Genomic DNA, 17,677 nt, shown 5'->3' on the forward strand with positions numbered 1-17,677 from the left:
AAGCTCGGTAGGATGCGAATCGATGGCGATGATCGAGTACGACCGGCAGGCCGCCGCCGCGTTCGTGGCCGGGCGGCACCTCGGCGACGACGCGCTGGCCGCCTGGCGCGAGCGGGTCGCCCACCACCTGCGCCCCACGCCCGCGACCCGGCTGCTGGACCTGGGCTCCGGCGCCGGCCACTGGGCGGCCGCCTTCAGTCGCTGGTACGGCATCGACGTGGTAGCCGTCGAGCCCTCCGCCGCGATGCGCGCCGCCGCCGAACACCCGACCCTCCAGGGCGACGCCGCGAACATCCCCCTCGACGACGCCGCGGTGGACGCCGTCTGGCTGTCCACCGTCGTGCACCACATCCCGGACCTGCCCGCCGCCGCCACGGAGATCCGCCGCGTCCTGCGCCCGGGCGGCCTGATCCTGATCCGCTCGGCCTTCGCCGGCCGCACCGAGGGCGTGAGCCTCTTCCGCCACTTCCGCGAGGCCGCCCGCATCCTCGACGCCAGGTTCCCGTCGGTCGAGGCCGTGGTCTCCGCGTTCGGTACCGCGGGCTGCACCGAGATCGCCCTGGAGCCCATCCCTCAGCGCACCGCCGAGACCCTGGCCGATGCCCTGGCGACCTTCGACCGGGCCGCCCACACCCCGTTGCTCCTGCTGAGCGACGAGGAGTACGCGACGGGCCTGTCCCGCCTCCGCGCCGCCGACCCGACCGAACCGGTCATCGACTGCCTGGACCTGCTGGTCCTCCGTGCCCAAGGCGCCGCGCACGCGTGAGAGGGTTGAGACATGGCCAATCGTCTCGCCAGTGCGACGTCGCCCTATCTGCTGCAGCACAAGGACAATCCGGTCGACTGGTGGCAGTGGTCGCCGGAGGCGTTCGAGGAAGCGCGGCGGCGGGATGTGCCCGTGCTCATCTCGGTCGGGTACGCGGCTTGTCATTGGTGTCATGTCATGGCGCACCAATCGTTCGAGGACGAGGAAGTCGCGGCGCTGGTCAATGAGCTCACCGTGCCGGTCAAGGTGGATCGGGAGGAGCGGCCCGACGTCGACGCGGTGTACATGACCGCGACGCAGGTCATGACCGGGCAGGGCGGGTGGCCGATGACGGTGTTCGCCACGCCTGACGGGCAGCCGTTCTACTGCGGGACGTACTTCCCGCGGGATGCCTTCCTGCGGCTGGTCCGGGCCGTGTCCGACGCGTGGCGCGTGCAGCGCGAGGCGGTGGTCAAGCAGAGCGCCGCCGTGGTCGAGGCCGTGCGCCAGGTGGCGGAGCGTCCGGCCGCCAAAGCCCTGACCGATTCGGTACTGCACGACGCCGCCGCCACCCTGATGCAGTCCTACGACGCCGAGCACGGCGGCTTCGGCGGGGCGCCCAAGTTTCCGCCGCACATGGCGCTGCTCTTCCTGCTGCGGCACTACCAGCGCACGCGCGACGACGACGTGCTCGACGCGGTCCAGCACACGTGCGAGCGGATGGCCCGCGGCGGCATGTACGACCAGCTGGCGGGGGGCTTCGCGCGGTACGCCGTCGACCGCACCTGGACCGTGCCGCACTTCGAGAAGATGCTGTACGACAACGCCCTGCTCCTGCGGGTGTACACCCACCTCGACCGCGTCGCCGGCAGCGGGACCGGGCGGCGGGTGGCCCACGAGACGGCCGCCTTCCTGGCCCGCGACCTGCACGACGGGCACGGGTTCGTCTCCGCGCTGGACGCCGACGCCGACGGCGAGGAGGGCCTCACCTACGTGTGGACGCCGGCGCAGCTCGACGAGGTGCTCGGCGAGATCGACGCGGCCTGGGCGCGGTACCTCCTCAAGGTGACCCCGCAGGGCACCTTCGAGCACGGCAGCTCCGTCCTGCAGCTGCCCGAGGACCCGACGAACGCCGAGCGCTGGGAAGACGTCCGGGGCAAGCTGCTGCGGGCCCGCGCCGCGCGGCCGCAGCCGGCGCGGGACGACAAGGTGGTGGCCGCCTGGAACGGGTTGGCGATCACCGCGCTGGTCGAGTTCGGCCGCGCGTACGGCGACGCCGACGCGGTCGCGCTCGCGGTGCGCACAGCCGAGTTCCTGGCCCGCGTCCACCTGGTCGACGGCCGCCTGCGCCGGGTCTCCCGCGACGGCGTGGCCGGCGAGCCGGCCGGCGTCCTGGAGGACTACGGCGCCGTCGCGGAGGCGTTCTGCGCGGTGCACCAGGCCACCGGCGACGGGCGCTGGCTCGACCTGGCCCGACAGCTGCTGGACGTGGCGCTGGCGCGCTTCCGCGACCCCGACAGCGGCGGCTTCTTCGACACCGCCGACGACGCCGAGGCGCTCGTCGCCCGGCCGGCCGACATCACCGACAACGCCACGCCCTCGGGCCTGTCGGCGGTCGCCGCGGCGCTCGTCGCCTTCTCGGCGCTGACGGCGGAACCGTCGTACCGCGAGGCGGCCGAGCAGGCCCTCGCCACCATCGCGGCGGTGGCCTCGACCCACGGGCGGTTCACCGGCTACGCCTGCGCCACCGGCGAGGCGCTCGTCTCCGGGCCGTACGAGATCGCGATCGCCACCGCCGACCCCGACGACCCGCTGGTGGCGGCCGCCTGGTGGCACGCCCCGCCCGGGGCCGTCGTGGTGGCCGGCGAGCCGGACCGGGAGGGCGTGCCGCTGCTCGCGTCCCGGTCGCTGCGTGACGGGCTCCCCACGGCGTACGTCTGCCGCGGCTTCGTCTGCGACGCGCCCGTCACGGCGCTGGAGGACCTGGTCGCCAAGCTCGCCTGATCGTGTTCTCGCTGGGCGAACTCCGGACCCTTGGCGTCTCCGTGCAGGGGTGTAATCGTGTAATCAAGGTTGCACGAGCAAAGGGGTAAGAGATGATGCGACGAGGAGACGTGCCCTGGGGCCGGGGCGGCGGGCCCCGCAGCGAGCCGCCGCCGGCCGACGACGCCACCGCCTGGATCGCCGGCGCGCTGCCGGAGGGCTGGTTCCAGGGGCCGGCCGAGGTGACCATCGACCGGGACGAGATCCTGATCGTGGGCCGCCTGAGTGAGCCGGCCCTGGCCGAGGACGCGAGCGAGGCCGACCGGGCCGCGGCCGCCCAGGGCCGGGTCGCCGGCTTCCGGGAGACCACGCGGGACCAGCGCATCGGCATCGCGCAGCAGTTGGAGCGCCGCTACCGGCGCAAGGTCTCGTGGGGCGTGCAGGTCGGCGAGGCCCGCGAGCTGTTCACCACCCACTCGGCGCCGGTGATGACCCGCCTGCGTCAGGCGGAGCGCCAGGTCCTCGACACGCTGGTCGACTCCGGCGTGGCCCGGTCCCGCTCGGAGGCCCTGGCCTGGTGCGTGGCCCTGGTCGGCCAGCACGCCGACACCTGGCTGAGCGAGCTGCGCCAGGCCATGGAGTCCGTCGACGAGCTGCGCAGGCGCGGTCCGGCGGTGTGATGTTCAAGACCGGGCGCAGCGGTACGTCGAGCAAGTCGGACATGCCCGAACCCGCTGCGCCCGCCCGATAACCAGCAAAAGCGACATGTCGGGCGCTCCGCGCCACGACATATCGGACTTATAACCCGACAGGGTAAATATCCGAAAAGTCGCGGCACGGAGTGCCCGACTTTTCGTATCTGTAGCCAACTGCCCGACTGCGCGAGCTCGGCCGGTTCCGGGTGTGAGGAGCGAAAACGCTAGGCTGGCCACCCTATGGACACCCGAACCGGACTTCCCGTCGTCGGCATGGTGGGCGGGGGGCAGCTGGCCCGGATGACCCACCAGGCCGCCATCGCTCTCGGCCAGTCGCTGCGCGTGCTCGCCGTATCGCCCGAGGACGGCGCCGCGCTGGTCGCCGCCGACGTGCAGATCGGCCGGCACGACGACCTGGCCGCGCTGCGGGAGTTCGCCAAGGGCTGCGACGTGGTCACCTTCGACCACGAGCACGTGCCCGGCGAGCTCATCCGGGCGCTCGCGGCCGAGGGGCACACGCTGCTGCCGGGGGCGGACGCCCTGCAGTACGCCCAGAACAAGCGGCTCATGCGCGAGCACCTCGGCGCGAAGGGGTTCCCGATGCCGCGCTGGACGGCCGGGGACGCCAAGGCGTTCGGGGACGAGGTCGGGTGGCCGATCATCGTGAAGACGGCGACCGGCGGGTACGACGGGCGGGGCGTGTTCGTGGCCGACTCGCCGGCCGACATCCCCGACGGCGTCGAGATCGTGGCCGAGGAGCTGGTGCCGCTGCGTCGCGAGCTGGCCGCCGTCGTGGCGCGCTCGCCGCTGGGGCAGGTCGCGGCGTACCCCATCGTCGAGACCGTCCAGGAGAACGGGATCTGCGTGGAGGTACTGGCGCCGGCCCCCGGGCTGGACGAGGACCTCGCGGTGCAGGCCCAGCGGCTGGCCATCGACATCGCGACCGGGCTCGGCGTGGTCGGCGTGCTGGCGGTCGAGCTGTTCGAGACGACCGACGGGCGGCTGCTCATCAACGAGCTCGCGATGCGCCCGCACAACTCGGCGCACTGGACCATCGAGGGGGCCCGGACCTCGCAGTTCGAGCAGCACCTGCGGGCCGTGCTGGACTACCCGATGGGCGACACCCGGCTCACCGCACCCGCCGTCGTGATGGCCAACGTGCTGGGCGGCGAGCCCGGCGGGATGTCGATCGACGAGCGGCTGCACCACCTGTTCGCCGAGGAGCCCGGGGCCAAGGTCCACCTGTACGGCAAGCAGGTCCGCCCGGGCCGCAAGATCGGTCACGTCACGGTGCTGGGCGACGACATGGACGACTGCCGCCGGCGCGCCCGCCGCGCGGCCCAGATTCTCGAAGAGGGGTACCAGCATTGATCGGCGAGCCGAACCCGGTGGACGTCGGCATCATCATGGGCAGCGACTCCGACTGGCCCGTCATGCGGCTGGCCGCCGAGGCGCTGGACGAGTTCGGCGTCGGGTACGAGGTCCGGGTCGTCTCGGCGCACCGCACCCCGCACCTGATGCTCGACTACGCCGGTGAGGCCGTGGCCCGGGGGCTGAAGGTCATCATCGCCGGGGCCGGCGGCGCCGCGCACCTGCCCGGCATGGTCGCCTCGGCGACCCCGCTGCCGGTGATCGGCGTGCCGGTGCCGCTGAAGTACCTCGACGGCCTCGACTCGCTCATGTCGATCGTGCAGATGCCGGCCGGCATCCCGGTGGCCACCGTGTCGATCGCCGGGGCGCGCAACGCCGGCCTGCTCGCCGTGCGCATCCTGGCCGCCGCCGACCCCGAGCTGCTGGCCAAGGTCCGCGACTTCCAGGAGTCGCTGCGGGCCATGGTGGCCGAGAAGGACGCCGCCCTGTCCGCCTCCCTCGTCGAGCCGGCGACCGGCGAATAGGCTTTAAAACCGTACGTACGTCTTGTTAGGCTGCCCGGCGTGAACCGCACGTCGCGCATCCTCATGTTCGCCACGCTGGTGAACACGTTCGGCAACGGCGCGTACCTCACGACGTCCGCCCTGCTGCTCACGAGGTACGTCGGGCTCACCGTCGGCCAGGTCGCGGTCGGCCTGTCCGCCGGGGCGCTGGTGGGCATGGTGCTGAGCACGCCCATGGGGTACGTCGTGGACCGCCTCGGCCCCAAGCGGATCTACGTCGCCGCGCTGCTCGCGTCGGCGGTCTGCTACGCGGGCCTCGCCCGGGTCGAGGGGGTGTGGGGGTTCGCGGCGATCGCGTGCCTCATCGCCGTTGGGGACGCGACCGCGAAGGCGGCCAACGGGGCGCTCATCGCGGCCGCGGTGCCACCGGCCGAGCGGGTGCGGACGCGGGCGTACTGGCGCTCGACCAACAACGCCGGCATCGCGCTCGGCACGCTCGCCGGGGGTATCCCGCTCGCCCTGGACAGCCGGGCCGGCTACCTGGTCGTGCTGGTCGGCAACGCGGCGAGCTTCCTGATCGCCGCCGTCCTGGTCGGCCGGATCGAGCGACCGGCGGTGGTGCCCGCGCCGGTCGGCGGCCCGCGGATGGTGGCGCTGCGCGACCGCCCGTTCATGGGCTTCGCGCTCGTCGACGGGCTCGCGGCCGCGCTCTACAACGAGATGGTGAGCCTGGCGCTGCCGTTGTGGCTGGTGCGGTACACCCACGCCCCCGTCGCCCTCGTCAGCGCCGCGCTGCTCGTCAACACGATCGGCTGCGTGACCCTGCAGGTGTGGGCCTCCCGCGGCACGGCGACGGCGGCCGACGCGATCCCCGTGGGCCGGCGCGGCGCGCTGGTCGTGGCCGGCGCCTGCGTGCTCTTCGGCCTGACCGAGCACCGCGCGTCGTGGCTGGTCGGCGCGCTCGTCGTGCTGGCCGCGCTCGTGCATCTGCTCGGCGAGCTGTGGCTGTCCACGGCCACCTCCGCCGTGGTGTTCGGCCTGGCCCCGGACTGGGCCCAGGGGCAGTACCAGGCGGCGCAGCAGACCGGCCGCCAGATCGGCAACCTCGCCGCCCCGCCGCTGCTGATCGCGCTGGTCATCGGCCTTGGCGCGCCCGGCTGGCTCGGCCTGGCGCTGATCTTCGCGGCCGTCGCCTGGGCCGGCCCGGCGCTGGTCCGCCGCGGCCTGCGGCTGCGCCGGCCCGAGCTATCCGATGCGCTCGCGTAGCCAGGCGGTCAGCGCCGGGTACTCCGAGAGCACCCGGGCGACGGCCGCGGCGTCGTCGGGCCGCAGCCGCTCCTGCTCGGCGAGGCAGGCGGCCTGCTCGGCGTGCAGCCGCGCCGCCTCCGCGGCGTCCCCGGCCGTGACCGCCCGGTTGCGCAGCCGGGTGTAGCACGCGATGGCCTCGTCGATGCTCTCCAGCGCCGCGTTGTAGCGCGCGGCGTCCCGCCGGCTCCACTCGAACGATTCGACGCCGCCGGCCGCCGAGAAATCGGACATCGATGCCCCTCTCCGTCCCGTGACGCCGTCACTGTACCGCTACGTCGCCGCTGCATGGGGTCACCGAGCCCTTGGCAAGCTGCTTGCCTATTTGCGCGCGATCACCGCGAAGAGCGACGCCTGCTCGGCCGTCGGCCGCTCGGCGGGATCGTCGTCCGGCCGCCACTCGGCCACCGGCACGATGCCCGGCGGCACCGGCTCCAGCCCCCGGACCAGCCCCTCGATCTCGTCCCGGCCGCGGAACCACATGTCGACCCCGGACCGCTGGTTGACGGCGTCGGTCTGCGCCGCCACCTCGGGGCTGAGCAGGTCCTTGGAGAGGTGCGTGAGCGCGATGTAGCTGCCCTCGGGCACGGCGTCGAGCAGCGGCCCGACGATCCCGGCCGCGTCGGGCGCGAAGTGCAGCACGGAAACGAGCAGGATCGCGACGGGCCGGCTCAGGTCGAGCACGTCGCGCAGGGTGCCGTCGGCGAGCAGCCGGGCCGGGTCGCGCATGTCGGCGTCGATGTACGCGGTCCGCCCGCCGGGCCCGCTGGTGAGCAGCGCCCGCGCGTGGCTGAGCACGATGGGGTCGTTGTCGACGTACACGACCCGGGCCCCGGGCACGATCGCCTGCGCGATCTCGTGCGTGTTGGGGGATACGGGGATGCCGGTGCCGATGTCGAGGAACTGCGAGACGCCCTGCCCGGCCAGGAACGCCACCGCCCGCTCGAGGAACCGCCGGTTGGCGATGGCGGCGATGCGAATGGGCGGGTACACCGCCGCGATCTTGTCCCCGGACTCCCGATCCGCGGCGAAGTTGTCCTTGCCGCCGAGCCAGTAGTTGTACCGCCGGGCGGGATGCGGAACGCTCGTGTCGATCGCGAAGCCACGGGGAGCGGTCATGCCGGAATTCTGCCCGAATCACCGGTTCCCCCGCCACGCCCGATTCGGCAGCGGGCGTCCCCCGACCGGACTGGCCGGCGGCCGGGCTCACCGGACTGGCCGGCGGCCGGGCTCAGCCGCGCTGCGGGCCGACCGAGCGGGAACGCCGCTGGCGGAAGAAGCCCCGCGCGACGACGAGCACCCCACCCGCCAGGAGCAGGAGTAACGTCGCCGACGCCGCGCCCGTTACCACTACGTCCGAGCCCGCACCGGCCTGGACGCCGTCCGCCGGAGCGGCCGCGGCCGGGCCGGCAGCCAGCGTGGGCAACAGTGCCGCGACGGGGATGAGGGCCCGCGTCGTCCACCGGAGGAGTCGATCGCCGCGCTGGGTCATGCCGTACGCCCCTGTCTGAAAGCTCGAAGGCCTTTTCCCCCGATAACGTCCGTTTTGCGGGCGAGGTTGCGGCAGTCGAGAACCCGGATCCCGTCAGGCGCAGAGACATGGGTGACACGTGTCGCGAGCCGGACGGAAGGAAGACGGTGCAGGGCATGCGTACCGACCTCATCTTCGACCGGCAGACCCACGCCTTCCTGGGCACCCGCTCGATCATGGTGCGGGACGAGGACGGCCTGAAGCAGGGCGACGTGACCAACTCCTCGGCCGTGCTCGCGGTGGCCATCGTCGACAGGGTGGGTCAGGCCCCGTAGTCGGGCGCCTCGGACCACTGGCCGCGCTCCACGAGGTACAACACGAGCGCCCCGATGTTCCAGGCGTCGTCGGCGCCGTTGTGGTGCCGCCCCTCCAGCGGCAGGCCGGCCGTCCGCAGGGCGCCGGCCATGCCCTGTCGCCGCGCCCCGAGCGCGTCGGCGAAGACGGCCTTGGCGTTGACGTGCACGGAGCCGAAGGGGTACCGCTGCGCCCCGTGGCACTGCCGGGCGAACTGCTTGCGGTCGTAGTCCCCCCAGCTGGCCCAGGGCCGCGAGTCCGAGCGGTGCCGCTCGAGCAGCAGCCGGCACGCCTCGGCGAAGGTCACCCCGCCGGCCGCCTCCTCCGGCGTGATCCCGGTGAGCTCGGTGCAGAACGCGCTGACCGTCGAGCGCTGCGGCCGCACCATGATCCGGTCCCGCCCGACCCGCTCCCGCGCCTCGATGTCGACGACGCACACCCCGACCTCGATGATCTCGTTGACCTGCCCGGGCGGCGGCTGCCCGTCCCAGCACGTCGCCTCGACGTCGATCACGTTGAGCAGTCGTCCCATGGCCGTCGAGCATAGGAACGCCGGGCCGCGGCCCGCCTCAGGTTTTCCGCGGGCGCTACGCGGCCGAGACGGGGGCCGGCCTGAAGTAGCGGCGCGCCGCGGGGGTCATCAGCAGGACCAGCCCGGCGATCAGGCACAGCAGCGCGGCGGCCTCGATGCCGATGTGCGCCGGGATGTACCACTGCGGAAGGCTCGCCTCGACGCCCCGCTGCACGACGCCGGCCGTGCCCACGCTGTCCCGCGCCCGGCCGCTGAGCGACGCCGAGGGGCAGAGCATCGCCACCACCGCGAGGACCCACGCGGCGGTGCGCGCACCCGGCACCCCGCGCGCGGTCCGCACGGCCAGCGTGGCCAGCGCCACGGCCAGCCCGAACACGAACGTCACCTCGGCCAGCACGAAGAGCGAGGACAGCCCCTCGAACAACCCGGAGGTCACGGTCCCGTCCGCGACGGCGTCCTCGTACACCTTGACGCTGACGAAGTACTCGTTCGTCTCCATCGCCATGCCCGCCGCGATGAGCGCGGCGCCCCCGACGAGCGCCCAGCCCGCCACCGAGACGACCCCCGGCCGGCCGAGTTGCGGTGATGTCATGCCGAGAGTCTCCTAGACTCCGGGCGTGGCGTACGACGAGGCCCTGGTCATGCGGATTCGGGAGCGCCTGGGCGACGCCGGGACAAAGCGGATGTTCGGCGGCCTGGTGTTCCTGCCGGAGGGCGCCATCGCGGTCGGCGTCTACGGCCCCGACCTGCTCGTGCGCGTCGGCGCCGGGGGCGTCGCGCCGGCCCTGGCCCGCCCCGGCGTGCGCCCCTTCGAGATGGGCGGCCGCCCAACCCGCGGCTTCGTCCTGGTCGCCGCCGACACCCTGGACGACGAGACCCTGGACGCGTGGATCGCCACCGGCAGGCAGGCGTCGTCGTAGCGTCGGGCGGGGGAACGAGCCGCGCCGGCACCCGCGGTTACCGTGCCCGCGGCGGTTCGCTCTGCCACAATCGGCGGGTGCGGCGCGCCCACACCGCTGGTCGGACATCCTGGCAACCCGCGCTCAACGGCGGGCTGCTCGCCGCCGTCCTCGTCGCCGTGCTGGCCCGCCCCGCCGATCGGCCGACCGCCGCGCCGCCGCAGGCGGCCCCGCCCGCACCGGCGACGGTGTGCACGATCAGCGACCCGCGCGCCGTCGGGCTGTCCGGGCTGCTCGCCACCCCCACCGGCTACCTCGTGCAGAACGGCCGCACCCCCGCCGCGCCGGAGCCGGTCGGGGTGTTCGTGCTGGATCACTCGTGCGCGGTGACGGACACCATCGCGTACCCCCACGGCGCCATCGATCCGGAAGATCTCGCCACCGGCCCCGACGGCACCGTGTGGGTCGCCGACACCGGCGACACCGATGTCATCCATCCGCACCTGCGGCGCGACACCGTCACCCTCTGGCGGCTGTCGCACCACGGCGCCCCGCCGACGCCCTTCCCGCTGCGCTACCCCGACGGCCCGCACGACGCCGAGGCGCTGCTCTTCGACGCGGGCAACCGCCCGATCCTGGTCACCAAGGACGCCACCGGCCGCGCCGGGCTCTACACCACGGGCGCGCCGCTGCGGCGCGGCCCGCAGCCGGCGCTGCTGCACCGGGCCGGGACGTTCATCCCCGCCCGGACCGGCACCCGCAACCCGTTCGGCTCCCTCGGCGCCGAGCTCGTCACCGGGGCGGCCGTTGCCCCCGATCGCAGCTGGGTCACCCTGCGCACCTACGCCGACGCCTACACCTGGCACACGTCGGCCGGCGATCTGATCTCGGCCATCACCACCGCGACCCCGGCCATCACCCCGCTGCCCGACGAGCCGCAAGGCGAGGCGATCGCCGCCACCACCGACAGTCGCGCCCTGCTCACCGTCTCCGACCAGGCCGGTCCGACCCGCCTCCTGCGGTACACCCCGGCCGCCCCGCCGACCGGCGCGGGCGAGGCCGGCCACGGTCTCGCCGCGGCCGCCGCTGCCGGCCTGTTCCTCATCGCGATCGGCCTCTTCGGCGCCCGTCTGACCCGGCGCCGCGCCCCCGCCCCGGACCCGGGGCCAACGGGTCGTCACAGCCAAGCCGTTGTTGATCTAGCTACAGTGAAGCCTCCACCCACGCGTTCCCCTGGAGCCGGCACGTGAGCACGTCAGACCAGCCCGACCAGCCCGGCGCCCCGGCGAGCACCGAGGGCGGCGCAGTCCCCGAACCCGACGGCGACCGCCCGCCGGCCGTGCCGCGCCACCGGGCCCCGGTCTGGGCGAAGCTGTGCATCGTGGTCGGCGTGGTGCTCACCCTGATGTCCGGCGTCGCGCTCGTCGGCAAGCAGCTGCTCTTCTCCTACGCCACGCACAGCGTCGCCCAGGAGAACCTGCTCGGCGACACCGGCACGCGGGGCCAGCAGCGCGGGCACGTGGACATCACCGGCGCCAAGAACATCCTGCTCATCGGCATCGACGCCCGGCCGGACCAGGACCCCACCGAGCCCGTCCGCGCCGACTCGATCCTCATCCTGCACATCCCGGCCGACCACAACGCCGCGTTCCTCATCTCCATCCCGCGCGACACCTGGGTGAAGATCCCGCCGTACAACAACGGGGCCAAACGCTTCGCGGGCGGCCACGACAAGATCAACGGGGCCTACGCGGCGGGCGGCGCCGGCCTCACCGGCGCCAACCAGCGCGCCCACGCCGTCGAGCTGCTGGCCCTGACCATCAAGTCGCTGTGGGGCGTCACGTTCGACGGCGCCGCCATCGTCGACTTCACCGGCTTCCAGCAGGTCGTCGCCGTCCTCGGCGGCATCGACATGTACGTCGACGAGGAAACCACCTCGATACACGTCGGCTACGACGCCAAGGGCGAGGTGAAGGTCCCGTACCGGCAGTACACCCGCTCCGACGGCGGCCAGGGCCTGTCCCCGATCCCCGGCGTCACCCCGTTCGTGTACCACGTCGGCTACCAGCACCTCGAGCCGTGGCAGGCGCTCGACTACGTCCGGCAGCGGGAGCTGCTGCCCAACAGCGACTACGACCGGCAGCGCCACCAGCAGCAGTTCCTCAAGGCCCTGTTCAAGAAGCTGCTCAGCCGCGACGTGCTGACCAACCCGGTCCAGCTCAACCAGGTCCTGCAGGTCGTCGGCAAGGCCATGACCATCGACAGCGGCGGCATCGACCTGGCCGACTGGGCCTACGCCATGCGCGGCATCGGCGGCGACGACCTGCTCACCATCAAGACCAACAACGGCACCTTCAACAACGACCCCGGCAACCGCTATGCCGAGGCCCTCGACCAGACCACCCTCGACCTCCTCGCCGCCGTGCGCACCGAGCAGGTTCCCGCCTTCATCGCCGCCCACCCCGAACTCGTCGCCCCCAGCTGACGTCGGTGGCGGCTCTGGTTCGCGCCCTTGGTCGCCCTCCGCGTCAACGCGAAAGCGCCTGACCGGCGCCGACGGCTGGCCTGATCCGGTCAGTCCGTTACAGGCCGTACCAGATCTAGTGACGCAGCGGTGGTGCGCTGCGCATGCTCAGCCGAGCAAAGACGCGATTCTCTTTCCTCGGAGGGCATTCCATGCACCATTCTTGGCACGGTCGTTCGCCCGGCAGAGGCCGGGCGGCGCACATCGCGGGGGCTCTCGGGCTGCTGCTGGCCGGCGCGACGCTGCCGGTCATCGCGGCGCCCGGAGAGGCCGCCGCCGCCCCGGTCACCTGCTCGAGCGCGGTCGCCGACCAGGAGCTGGCGCAGAAGGTCGCGGCCAGCTGCAAGACCAAGGTCGAGATCATGGCGGCGCGCACCCAGACCGGGCAGGCGTTCGCCAATCCGGACGGGTCGACGACGCTCGAGACCTCGGTCTCCCCGCGCTGGGTGAAGCGCGGGGACGGCTCGTGGGCGGACGTCGACACCACGCTCGTGCGCTCCGCCGACGGCACCCTCGCGCCGAGCGCGAGCCCGTCCGGGGTCAGGTTCTCGGCCGGCGGCGTGGGGCCGGTCGTGACGATGGTCCAGGGCGGCAAGCGGCTCGACCTCGGCTGGCCGGGCAAGCTGCCCGCGCCGGTCGTCGACGGGGCCACGGCGACCTACCCGGAGGTGCTGCCCGGCGTCGACCTCGCGATGACCGCCACCGTCACCGGCTTCCAGCACGTGCTGGTCGTCAAGGACGCGAAGGCGGCCGCGAACCCGGCGCTGCGCCGGATCCGCTTCACCGTCGGCGGCGACGTCACGGCGAAGGCGACCCCGGACGGCCACGTCCGCTTCGCCGACCGCAGTGACCGGACCCTCGCCCTCACCTCGGCCGCGTCGACGTGGGACTCGTCGATCGACTTCGCCAGCGCCGGCGAGGTGCTGCCCGGCGTCTCCGAGAGCCAGCTCAAGGCGGCCCGGGCCAACCCGGCCAAGGGCCTGGTCAGCAACGCGTCCCGGCCCGGCGTCAGCGCGGTCTCCAAGCCGCTGGGGGTCGGCGTCGCCGGCTCCGACCTGGAGCTGGTGCCGGACCCGAGCGCGCTGAGCGACCCGAAGACGGTGTACCCCCTCTTCATCGACCCGGCGATCAGCCCGGGGTCGACGAACTGGGCCTACGCCAATTCGATCGACAGCAACTGGGACATCGGCGGCATGGCGTGGGTCGGGCGCAACAGCTTCGACGGCTCGCTGTACCGCTCGTACTTCGACTTCCCGACCGAGTCCGGCGGCCTCACCTGGCGCGGCAAGCACATCCTCGGCGCCTCCGTGAACCTGTGGCTGGACCACTCCTACTCGTGCACCGACACCCCGACCTACCTGTACCGCCTCAACGGCGCCATCACCGTCGGCATGGCGGGCCGGATGCCCTGGTCGACCCGGCCGCTGGGGTCGAGCGCGAACTACCTCACCTCGGCCGGCTCGCACGCCAACGAGGCGGGCGGCTGCGGCGCGAACCAGCCCGACATGTTCGTCAGCTTCGTCGGCGGCAACCTGCCCGGTGACGTGCAGGCGGTCGCGAACGCCGGCTGGACGGTCTACCCGGTCGGCCTCTGCGCCTGCACCAACACCAACGCGGGCGAGAGCACGCAGGACCGGTGGAAGAAGTTCTTCACGAACACCACCAACGACGGGCACGGCGCGCCGTCGCTGAGCGTCACGTACAACACCGTCCCGGGCACGCCGGCCAACCTGCACCCGCACTCCGGGGTCGCCTGCGGCGGCTACGTCGGTACCACCTCGCCGTCCATCGAGGCGCAGTACGTCGACGCCGACGGCAGCGACACGCTCAACGCCACCTTCGAGTGGAAGCAGCTCCCCTCCGGCGCCGTGACCCAGGTCGCCGGGCCCGCGAAGCCGGCCAACAACGTCGGCTCGGTCCAGCTCAACCTCGGCGCCGCCGCGGAGGGCAAGAGCTACTCCTTCCGGGTGCAGACCAACGACGGCAACGACGCCTCGCCCTGGTCGGGCTGGTGCGACTTCACCGTCGACGCAACGGCCCCGACGACCCCCGTCGTCACCTCGGCGGCGTACCCGGCCTGCAACCCGGCCGGCATCGGCACCTGCACCGCGCCCGGCGGCCCCGGCGTCTCCGGCCAGTTCACCTTCAGCGAGCCGGCCGGCGACCCGAACGGCTCCGACGTCATCAGCTACAACTGGGGCTGGACGTCCCCGCCGACCAACACCGTGACGGTCGCGGCCGGCGCCGCGTCCCCGGCGATGACGCTGACCCCGCCGCGCTTCGGCCTCAACACGCTCTACGTCTCGAGCAAGGACCCGGGCGGCCACACCAGCCCGATCAAGGCGTACACCTTCCTGGTCGGCTCCCCGTCGGCCGCGGTGGCGAACTACCCGCTCGACGACATCCGCACGCACGGCCTCACCGATCTGGTGAGCAACGTCGCGCTGACCGGCACCAACGTGACCTGGGCGGCGAACTCACGGATCATGGGCGCGACGACCGCGTCGTTCGGCGCCGGCAGCGACGCCAAGACGGCGGGCACGCTGCTGGACACGTCGAAGTCGTTCAGCGTCTCGGCCTGGGTGAAGATCGTCGACGTCACGGCGAACAACCGCGCGATCGTGTCCCAGGAGGGCACGAACACCAGCGGGTTCGTGCTGTACAACTCGGCCGACACGACGAGCTTCGTGTTCACCATGTACGACTCGGACTCCACCACCGCGGCGAGCACGAGCGTCTCGGCGCCGGCGACCGTCGACGTGTGGACGCACCTGACCGCCGTGTACGACGCCGGTGAGAAGACGATGAAGCTGTACAAGGACGGCGTGCTCGCGCAGACGGCGTCCCGCACGGCGACGCCGTGGAACGCGACCGGCAAGTTCCACGTCGGCTGGGCGAAGGTGGCCGGGGCCGCGATGCCGCTGGGCATCAGCCGCGCCGGCGACGTGCGGGCCTGGAGCCGCGCGGTGACGACCGACGACCTGCTGGGCACCAACGCCGACGCCACCAACGGCGTGCCGGCCATGCCCGGCGTGCTCGCCGCGACCGAGGTCGGCAACTGGGACTTCTCCGGCGGCGTGGACTGCTACTGCGACAACGTCCTCGACGGCGCGTACTTCGGCCGCCCGGCGACGCTCGACCCGGGCTGGGCGAACGCCTCGCCGACCACGCAGTTCACTGCGGCCGGTCACGACGGCAACGACGCCCTCCAGGTCAACGGGGCGCTCGGCCAGGGCGGGTACGCCAAGGTCAACACCCCCGTGCTCGTCACCGACGAGTCGCTCACCGTCTCGGCCTGGGTGAAGCTCGCCAGCCTGCCGACGAATGAGGGCGTGGTGATCCAGCAGGGCGAGTCGATCGGCTCCATCATCAAGCTCAACTACACCGGCGGAACCACACCGCGGTGGAACTTCTCGGTCAACACGACCAACGGCACCGGCGGCCTCGCCTGGACCACGGCGGTGTCGAACGCCGCGCCGACGGCGGGCACCTGGGTGCACCTGGTCGGCGTCTTCGATCGGCCGGCCGGCAAGGTGACGCTCTACGTCAACGGCGTGGCGCAGACCACCGTCGGCAACGGCGCCAAGGGCCTGGACTCCACCGGCCCGCTGATGCTCGGCGGCCTGATGGGCGGCACCGGCTCGACGCTCAACGGCGTCATCGACCAGGTGAAGGTCTACCAGGGCGCGCTGAGCGCCCGCGAGGTGATGGCCCTCTACCAGCAGGGCTGAGCCGACCGTCGACCGAAGGATCCCCGGGCCGCGCCGTCACACCGACGGCGCGGCCCGCGGCGTCTGCTCCCCGGTCTGGCGCAGCCAGCCCCGCTGCTCGACGTGCAGCCCGGCCTGGAACCGGCTGCGGGCCTCCAGCCGCTCCATGAGCGTCGCCATGAGCCGCCGCACGGTGCTCAGCGAGACCCCGAGCCGCCGCGCCACGACGCCGTCGGTGTGCCCGGCCGCCAGCAGCGCGAGCAGCTGCCGCTGGAGCGGGTCCAGCCCCTGCTCGTCCCGCAGCGTCGCCGCCCCGAAGGGCGTGGCCACGGCGAGCAGCTGGTCGAACAGCGCGCAGGCGGTCCGGACCAGCCCAGGGCTGCGCACCTCCAGCGCCCCCGCCTGCGTGTCGGCCGGGTCGATCGGCAACAGCACCGTCGAGCGGTCGTAGATCACCATGAGCAGCGGCACGATCGGCACCGTGTACATCTCCCCGCCGAGCGCGGTGAGCCACTTGGCCTCCGCGACCAGGTGCGGCTCGTTGCGGAAGCTTTCCTGGTAGATGCACCGGATCGCCACCCCGCGCTCGAGCATCTGCTGGTTGAGCGGCTTGCTCGCGGTCTTCGCCGCGGTCGTCTGCGCCGCCGTCGGGTTCAGCGACAGGCACTCCCGGCTCGCGGCCGCGCTCAGGTCCAGCATCCGCCGGCGTACCGCGTCCACGCCCACCAGCCGCCGCGGCGCGTCATCGTCGGCGCCCGCGCCCGGCGCCGTGTGCTGCGCGGCGATCGCCAGGATGGCCGCCCGCGTGTCATCGATCTGCCGCCGGCGCGCGCTGACTTCCGCCTCGGCCCGCGCGAGCAGCGCCGAGAGGCCGATCGCCGGATGCACCGCATGCCACTCGCCCGGCTCGGTCGAGGCCGGCGTGAGCAGCGACAGCTCGGCCAGCTGATCGAGCGCCGCCTTCACCTGGGCGTTGGTGAGCTCGAGGTGGTCGGCGATCTGCCGGATGCCCCAGCTGCGGTTGCCGAGCATGGCCCGGTACACGGCCTCGGTCCGCGCGTTCAGACCAAGCAACTCCAGCATTCCGCCCTGCCCCGACGTGCTTCGACCGGCACCGATCGGTGCCGGGAGGAGCGCATTGTGCCACGGCGGACCCCGCTGAGATCAAGATGTCAGACACCTTCATCTCAGCCCGGCGGCGCTGACATCGGCGCCCACCGTTGCGATCGTGATTGGCGTGAAGCGATCCAACTGCACCCACGGGGGGTCGGAGTGGGGTTAGGGATGCCCACCGTCATCCCCGGTTAGCCGGTGTTGTCATGCACATGTCGACCACGACGCTCGTCCGGTCGGTCCGGTCCGCGGGTAGCGCGCCCGCGCCGGCCGCCGTGGTGGCGCTCGTCGACTCGTCCGCCGCCCACGACGTCGTGGCGCTGGAGCACGTGCACGTGATGACGAGCGCCGAGCGCATCGTCGTGACGCTGTTCGTCATGGCGGCCGGCCAGCTCGAGGCGGACGCTGTCGCACTGCTCGTCGGGGACCGGCTCTGCGGCCTGCTGCCGGGCTGGCGTCCGACGGGCTGATC

18 protein-coding genes are annotated in these 17,677 nt (G+C 72.9%); 12 read left to right on the forward strand and 6 right to left on the reverse strand.

The window, feature by feature from the left end; translation table 11 throughout:
• Positions 1–22 precede the first annotated feature (22 nt).
• The 6 genes from ABD352_RS52460 (at position 23) to ABD352_RS52485 (ending at position 6,563) form a co-directional block, all read left to right on the forward strand.
• Positions 23–766, forward strand: coding sequence for a class I SAM-dependent methyltransferase (locus ABD352_RS52460; protein WP_344620187.1), 744 nt, complete (start codon positions 23–25; stop codon positions 764–766).
• 12 nt (positions 767–778) lie between these two features.
• Positions 779–2,749 carry a thioredoxin domain-containing protein gene (locus ABD352_RS52465; protein ID WP_344620188.1) on the forward strand — a complete coding sequence of 657 codons (1,971 nt, stop codon included), beginning with the start codon at positions 779–781 and terminating at the stop codon, positions 2,747–2,749.
• A 92-nt stretch (positions 2,750–2,841) separates the two neighbouring features.
• Positions 2,842–3,408 carry a hypothetical protein gene (locus ABD352_RS52470; RefSeq protein ID WP_344620189.1) on the forward strand — a complete coding sequence of 189 codons (567 nt, stop codon included), beginning with the start codon at positions 2,842–2,844 and terminating at the stop codon, positions 3,406–3,408.
• 255 nt (positions 3,409–3,663) lie between these two features.
• Positions 3,664–4,794 carry a 5-(carboxyamino)imidazole ribonucleotide synthase gene (locus ABD352_RS52475; RefSeq protein WP_344620190.1) on the forward strand — a complete coding sequence of 377 codons (1,131 nt, stop codon included), beginning with the start codon at positions 3,664–3,666 and terminating at the stop codon, positions 4,792–4,794.
• 35 nt (positions 4,795–4,829) lie between these two features.
• A complete protein-coding gene (purE, locus tag ABD352_RS52480; RefSeq protein WP_344620230.1) occupies positions 4,830–5,318 on the forward strand; it encodes a 5-(carboxyamino)imidazole ribonucleotide mutase in 489 nt (162 codons plus the stop codon).
• A gap of 39 nt (positions 5,319–5,357) precedes the next feature.
• Positions 5,358–6,563 carry an MFS transporter gene (locus ABD352_RS52485; protein WP_344620191.1) on the forward strand — a complete coding sequence of 402 codons (1,206 nt, stop codon included), beginning with the start codon at positions 5,358–5,360 and terminating at the stop codon, positions 6,561–6,563.
• Here the strand turns inward: ABD352_RS52485 and ABD352_RS52490 are convergent.
• The 3 genes from ABD352_RS52490 to ABD352_RS52500 form a co-directional block, all read right to left on the reverse strand.
• Complete coding sequence (locus ABD352_RS52490) at positions 6,543–6,836, reverse strand: hypothetical protein (RefSeq protein ID WP_344620192.1); 294 nt, start codon at positions 6,834–6,836, stop codon at positions 6,543–6,545. The two genes, ABD352_RS52485 and ABD352_RS52490, sit on opposite strands and share 21 nt — an antisense overlap.
• An 87-nt stretch (positions 6,837–6,923) precedes the next feature.
• Complete coding sequence (locus ABD352_RS52495) at positions 6,924–7,721, reverse strand: SAM-dependent methyltransferase (protein WP_344620193.1); 798 nt, start codon at positions 7,719–7,721, stop codon at positions 6,924–6,926.
• A 112-nt stretch (positions 7,722–7,833) separates the two neighbouring features.
• Positions 7,834–8,094, reverse strand: a complete 261-nt coding sequence (locus tag ABD352_RS52500; protein WP_344620194.1) for a hypothetical protein — start codon at positions 8,092–8,094, stop codon at positions 7,834–7,836.
• Positions 8,095–8,249: 155 nt separating this feature from the next.
• Here ABD352_RS52500 and ABD352_RS52505 point away from each other — a divergent pair, with 155 nt between their 5' ends.
• Positions 8,250–8,408: a hypothetical protein gene (locus ABD352_RS52505; RefSeq protein WP_344620195.1), complete on the forward strand. Its 159-nt coding sequence runs from the start codon at positions 8,250–8,252 to the stop codon at positions 8,406–8,408.
• On the opposite strand, the gene ABD352_RS52510 is transcribed toward ABD352_RS52505, so the two are convergent.
• Positions 8,396–8,959: a 3'-5' exonuclease gene (locus ABD352_RS52510; RefSeq protein WP_344620196.1), complete on the reverse strand. Its 564-nt coding sequence runs from the start codon at positions 8,957–8,959 to the stop codon at positions 8,396–8,398. The genes ABD352_RS52505 and ABD352_RS52510 overlap by 13 nt on opposite strands.
• Positions 8,960–9,014: 55 nt before the next feature.
• Entirely contained in the window at positions 9,015–9,551 is a 537-nt protein-coding gene (locus tag ABD352_RS52515; protein WP_344620197.1) for a hypothetical protein, read from the reverse strand.
• A gap of 25 nt (positions 9,552–9,576) precedes the next feature.
• On the opposite strand from ABD352_RS52515, the gene ABD352_RS52520 reads away from it, so the two are divergent.
• The 4 genes from ABD352_RS52520 (at position 9,577) to ABD352_RS52535 (ending at position 16,113) form a co-directional block, all read left to right on the forward strand.
• Positions 9,577–9,879: a TfoX/Sxy family protein gene (locus ABD352_RS52520; RefSeq protein WP_344620198.1), complete on the forward strand. Its 303-nt coding sequence runs from the start codon at positions 9,577–9,579 to the stop codon at positions 9,877–9,879.
• Positions 9,880–9,956: 77 nt separating this feature from the next.
• The gene (locus ABD352_RS52525; protein ID WP_344620199.1) at positions 9,957–11,108 is read left to right on the forward strand and encodes a hypothetical protein; all 1,152 of its coding nucleotides are present in this window, start codon (positions 9,957–9,959) and stop codon (positions 11,106–11,108) included.
• Positions 11,105–12,343: an LCP family protein gene (locus ABD352_RS52530; RefSeq protein ID WP_344620200.1), complete on the forward strand. Its 1,239-nt coding sequence runs from the start codon at positions 11,105–11,107 to the stop codon at positions 12,341–12,343. Before ABD352_RS52525 ends, ABD352_RS52530 begins: the two co-directional genes overlap by 4 nt.
• A 191-nt stretch (positions 12,344–12,534) precedes the next feature.
• Entirely contained in the window at positions 12,535–16,113 is a 3,579-nt protein-coding gene (locus tag ABD352_RS52535) for a LamG-like jellyroll fold domain-containing protein (protein WP_344620201.1), read from the forward strand.
• A gap of 36 nt (positions 16,114–16,149) precedes the next feature.
• Here the strand turns inward: ABD352_RS52535 and ABD352_RS52540 are convergent, their stop codons facing one another.
• Positions 16,150–17,175: a helix-turn-helix domain-containing protein gene (locus tag ABD352_RS52540; RefSeq protein ID WP_344620202.1), complete on the reverse strand. Its 1,026-nt coding sequence runs from the start codon at positions 17,173–17,175 to the stop codon at positions 16,150–16,152.
• Between the two features lie 242 nt (positions 17,176–17,417).
• On the opposite strand from ABD352_RS52540, the gene ABD352_RS52545 reads away from it, so the two are divergent.
• Positions 17,418–17,675, forward strand: coding sequence for a hypothetical protein (locus tag ABD352_RS52545; RefSeq protein WP_344620203.1), 258 nt, complete (start codon positions 17,418–17,420; stop codon positions 17,673–17,675).
• The last annotated feature ends 2 nt before the right edge of the window (positions 17,676–17,677 follow it).

Origin of the sequence: Dactylosporangium salmoneum (assembly GCF_039532525.1) — a bacterium.
GTDB classification, from domain to species: domain Bacteria; phylum Actinomycetota; class Actinomycetes; order Mycobacteriales; family Micromonosporaceae; genus Dactylosporangium; species Dactylosporangium salmoneum.

Bases quoted from the DNA above. Each gene is read 5' to 3' on its own strand.
- ABD352_RS52470 (WP_344620189.1), top strand. From the start codon at position 2,842: ATGATGCGACGAGGAGACGTGCCCTGGGGCCGGGGCGGCGGGCCCCGC.
- ABD352_RS52460 (WP_344620187.1), top strand. From the start codon at position 23: ATGGCGATGATCGAGTACGACCGGCAGGCCGCCGCCGCGTTCGTGGCC.
- ABD352_RS52545 (WP_344620203.1), top strand. From the start codon at position 17,418: ATGTCGACCACGACGCTCGTCCGGTCGGTCCGGTCCGCGGGTAGCGCG.
- ABD352_RS52540 (WP_344620202.1), bottom strand. From the start codon at position 17,175: ATGCTGGAGTTGCTTGGTCTGAACGCGCGGACCGAGGCCGTGTACCGG.
- ABD352_RS52505 (WP_344620195.1), top strand. From the start codon at position 8,250: ATGCGTACCGACCTCATCTTCGACCGGCAGACCCACGCCTTCCTGGGC.
- ABD352_RS52510 (WP_344620196.1), bottom strand. From the start codon at position 8,959: ATGGGACGACTGCTCAACGTGATCGACGTCGAGGCGACGTGCTGGGAC.
- ABD352_RS52490 (WP_344620192.1), bottom strand. From the start codon at position 6,836: ATGTCCGATTTCTCGGCGGCCGGCGGCGTCGAATCGTTCGAGTGGAGC.
- ABD352_RS52465 (WP_344620188.1), top strand. From the start codon at position 779: ATGGCCAATCGTCTCGCCAGTGCGACGTCGCCCTATCTGCTGCAGCAC.
- ABD352_RS52475 (WP_344620190.1), top strand. From the start codon at position 3,664: ATGGACACCCGAACCGGACTTCCCGTCGTCGGCATGGTGGGCGGGGGG.
- ABD352_RS52500 (WP_344620194.1), bottom strand. From the start codon at position 8,094: ATGACCCAGCGCGGCGATCGACTCCTCCGGTGGACGACGCGGGCCCTC.
- ABD352_RS52495 (WP_344620193.1), bottom strand. From the start codon at position 7,721: ATGACCGCTCCCCGTGGCTTCGCGATCGACACGAGCGTTCCGCATCCC.
- purE (WP_344620230.1), top strand. From the start codon at position 4,830: ATGGGCAGCGACTCCGACTGGCCCGTCATGCGGCTGGCCGCCGAGGCG.
- ABD352_RS52535 (WP_344620201.1), top strand. From the start codon at position 12,535: ATGCACCATTCTTGGCACGGTCGTTCGCCCGGCAGAGGCCGGGCGGCG.
- ABD352_RS52515 (WP_344620197.1), bottom strand. From the start codon at position 9,551: ATGACATCACCGCAACTCGGCCGGCCGGGGGTCGTCTCGGTGGCGGGC.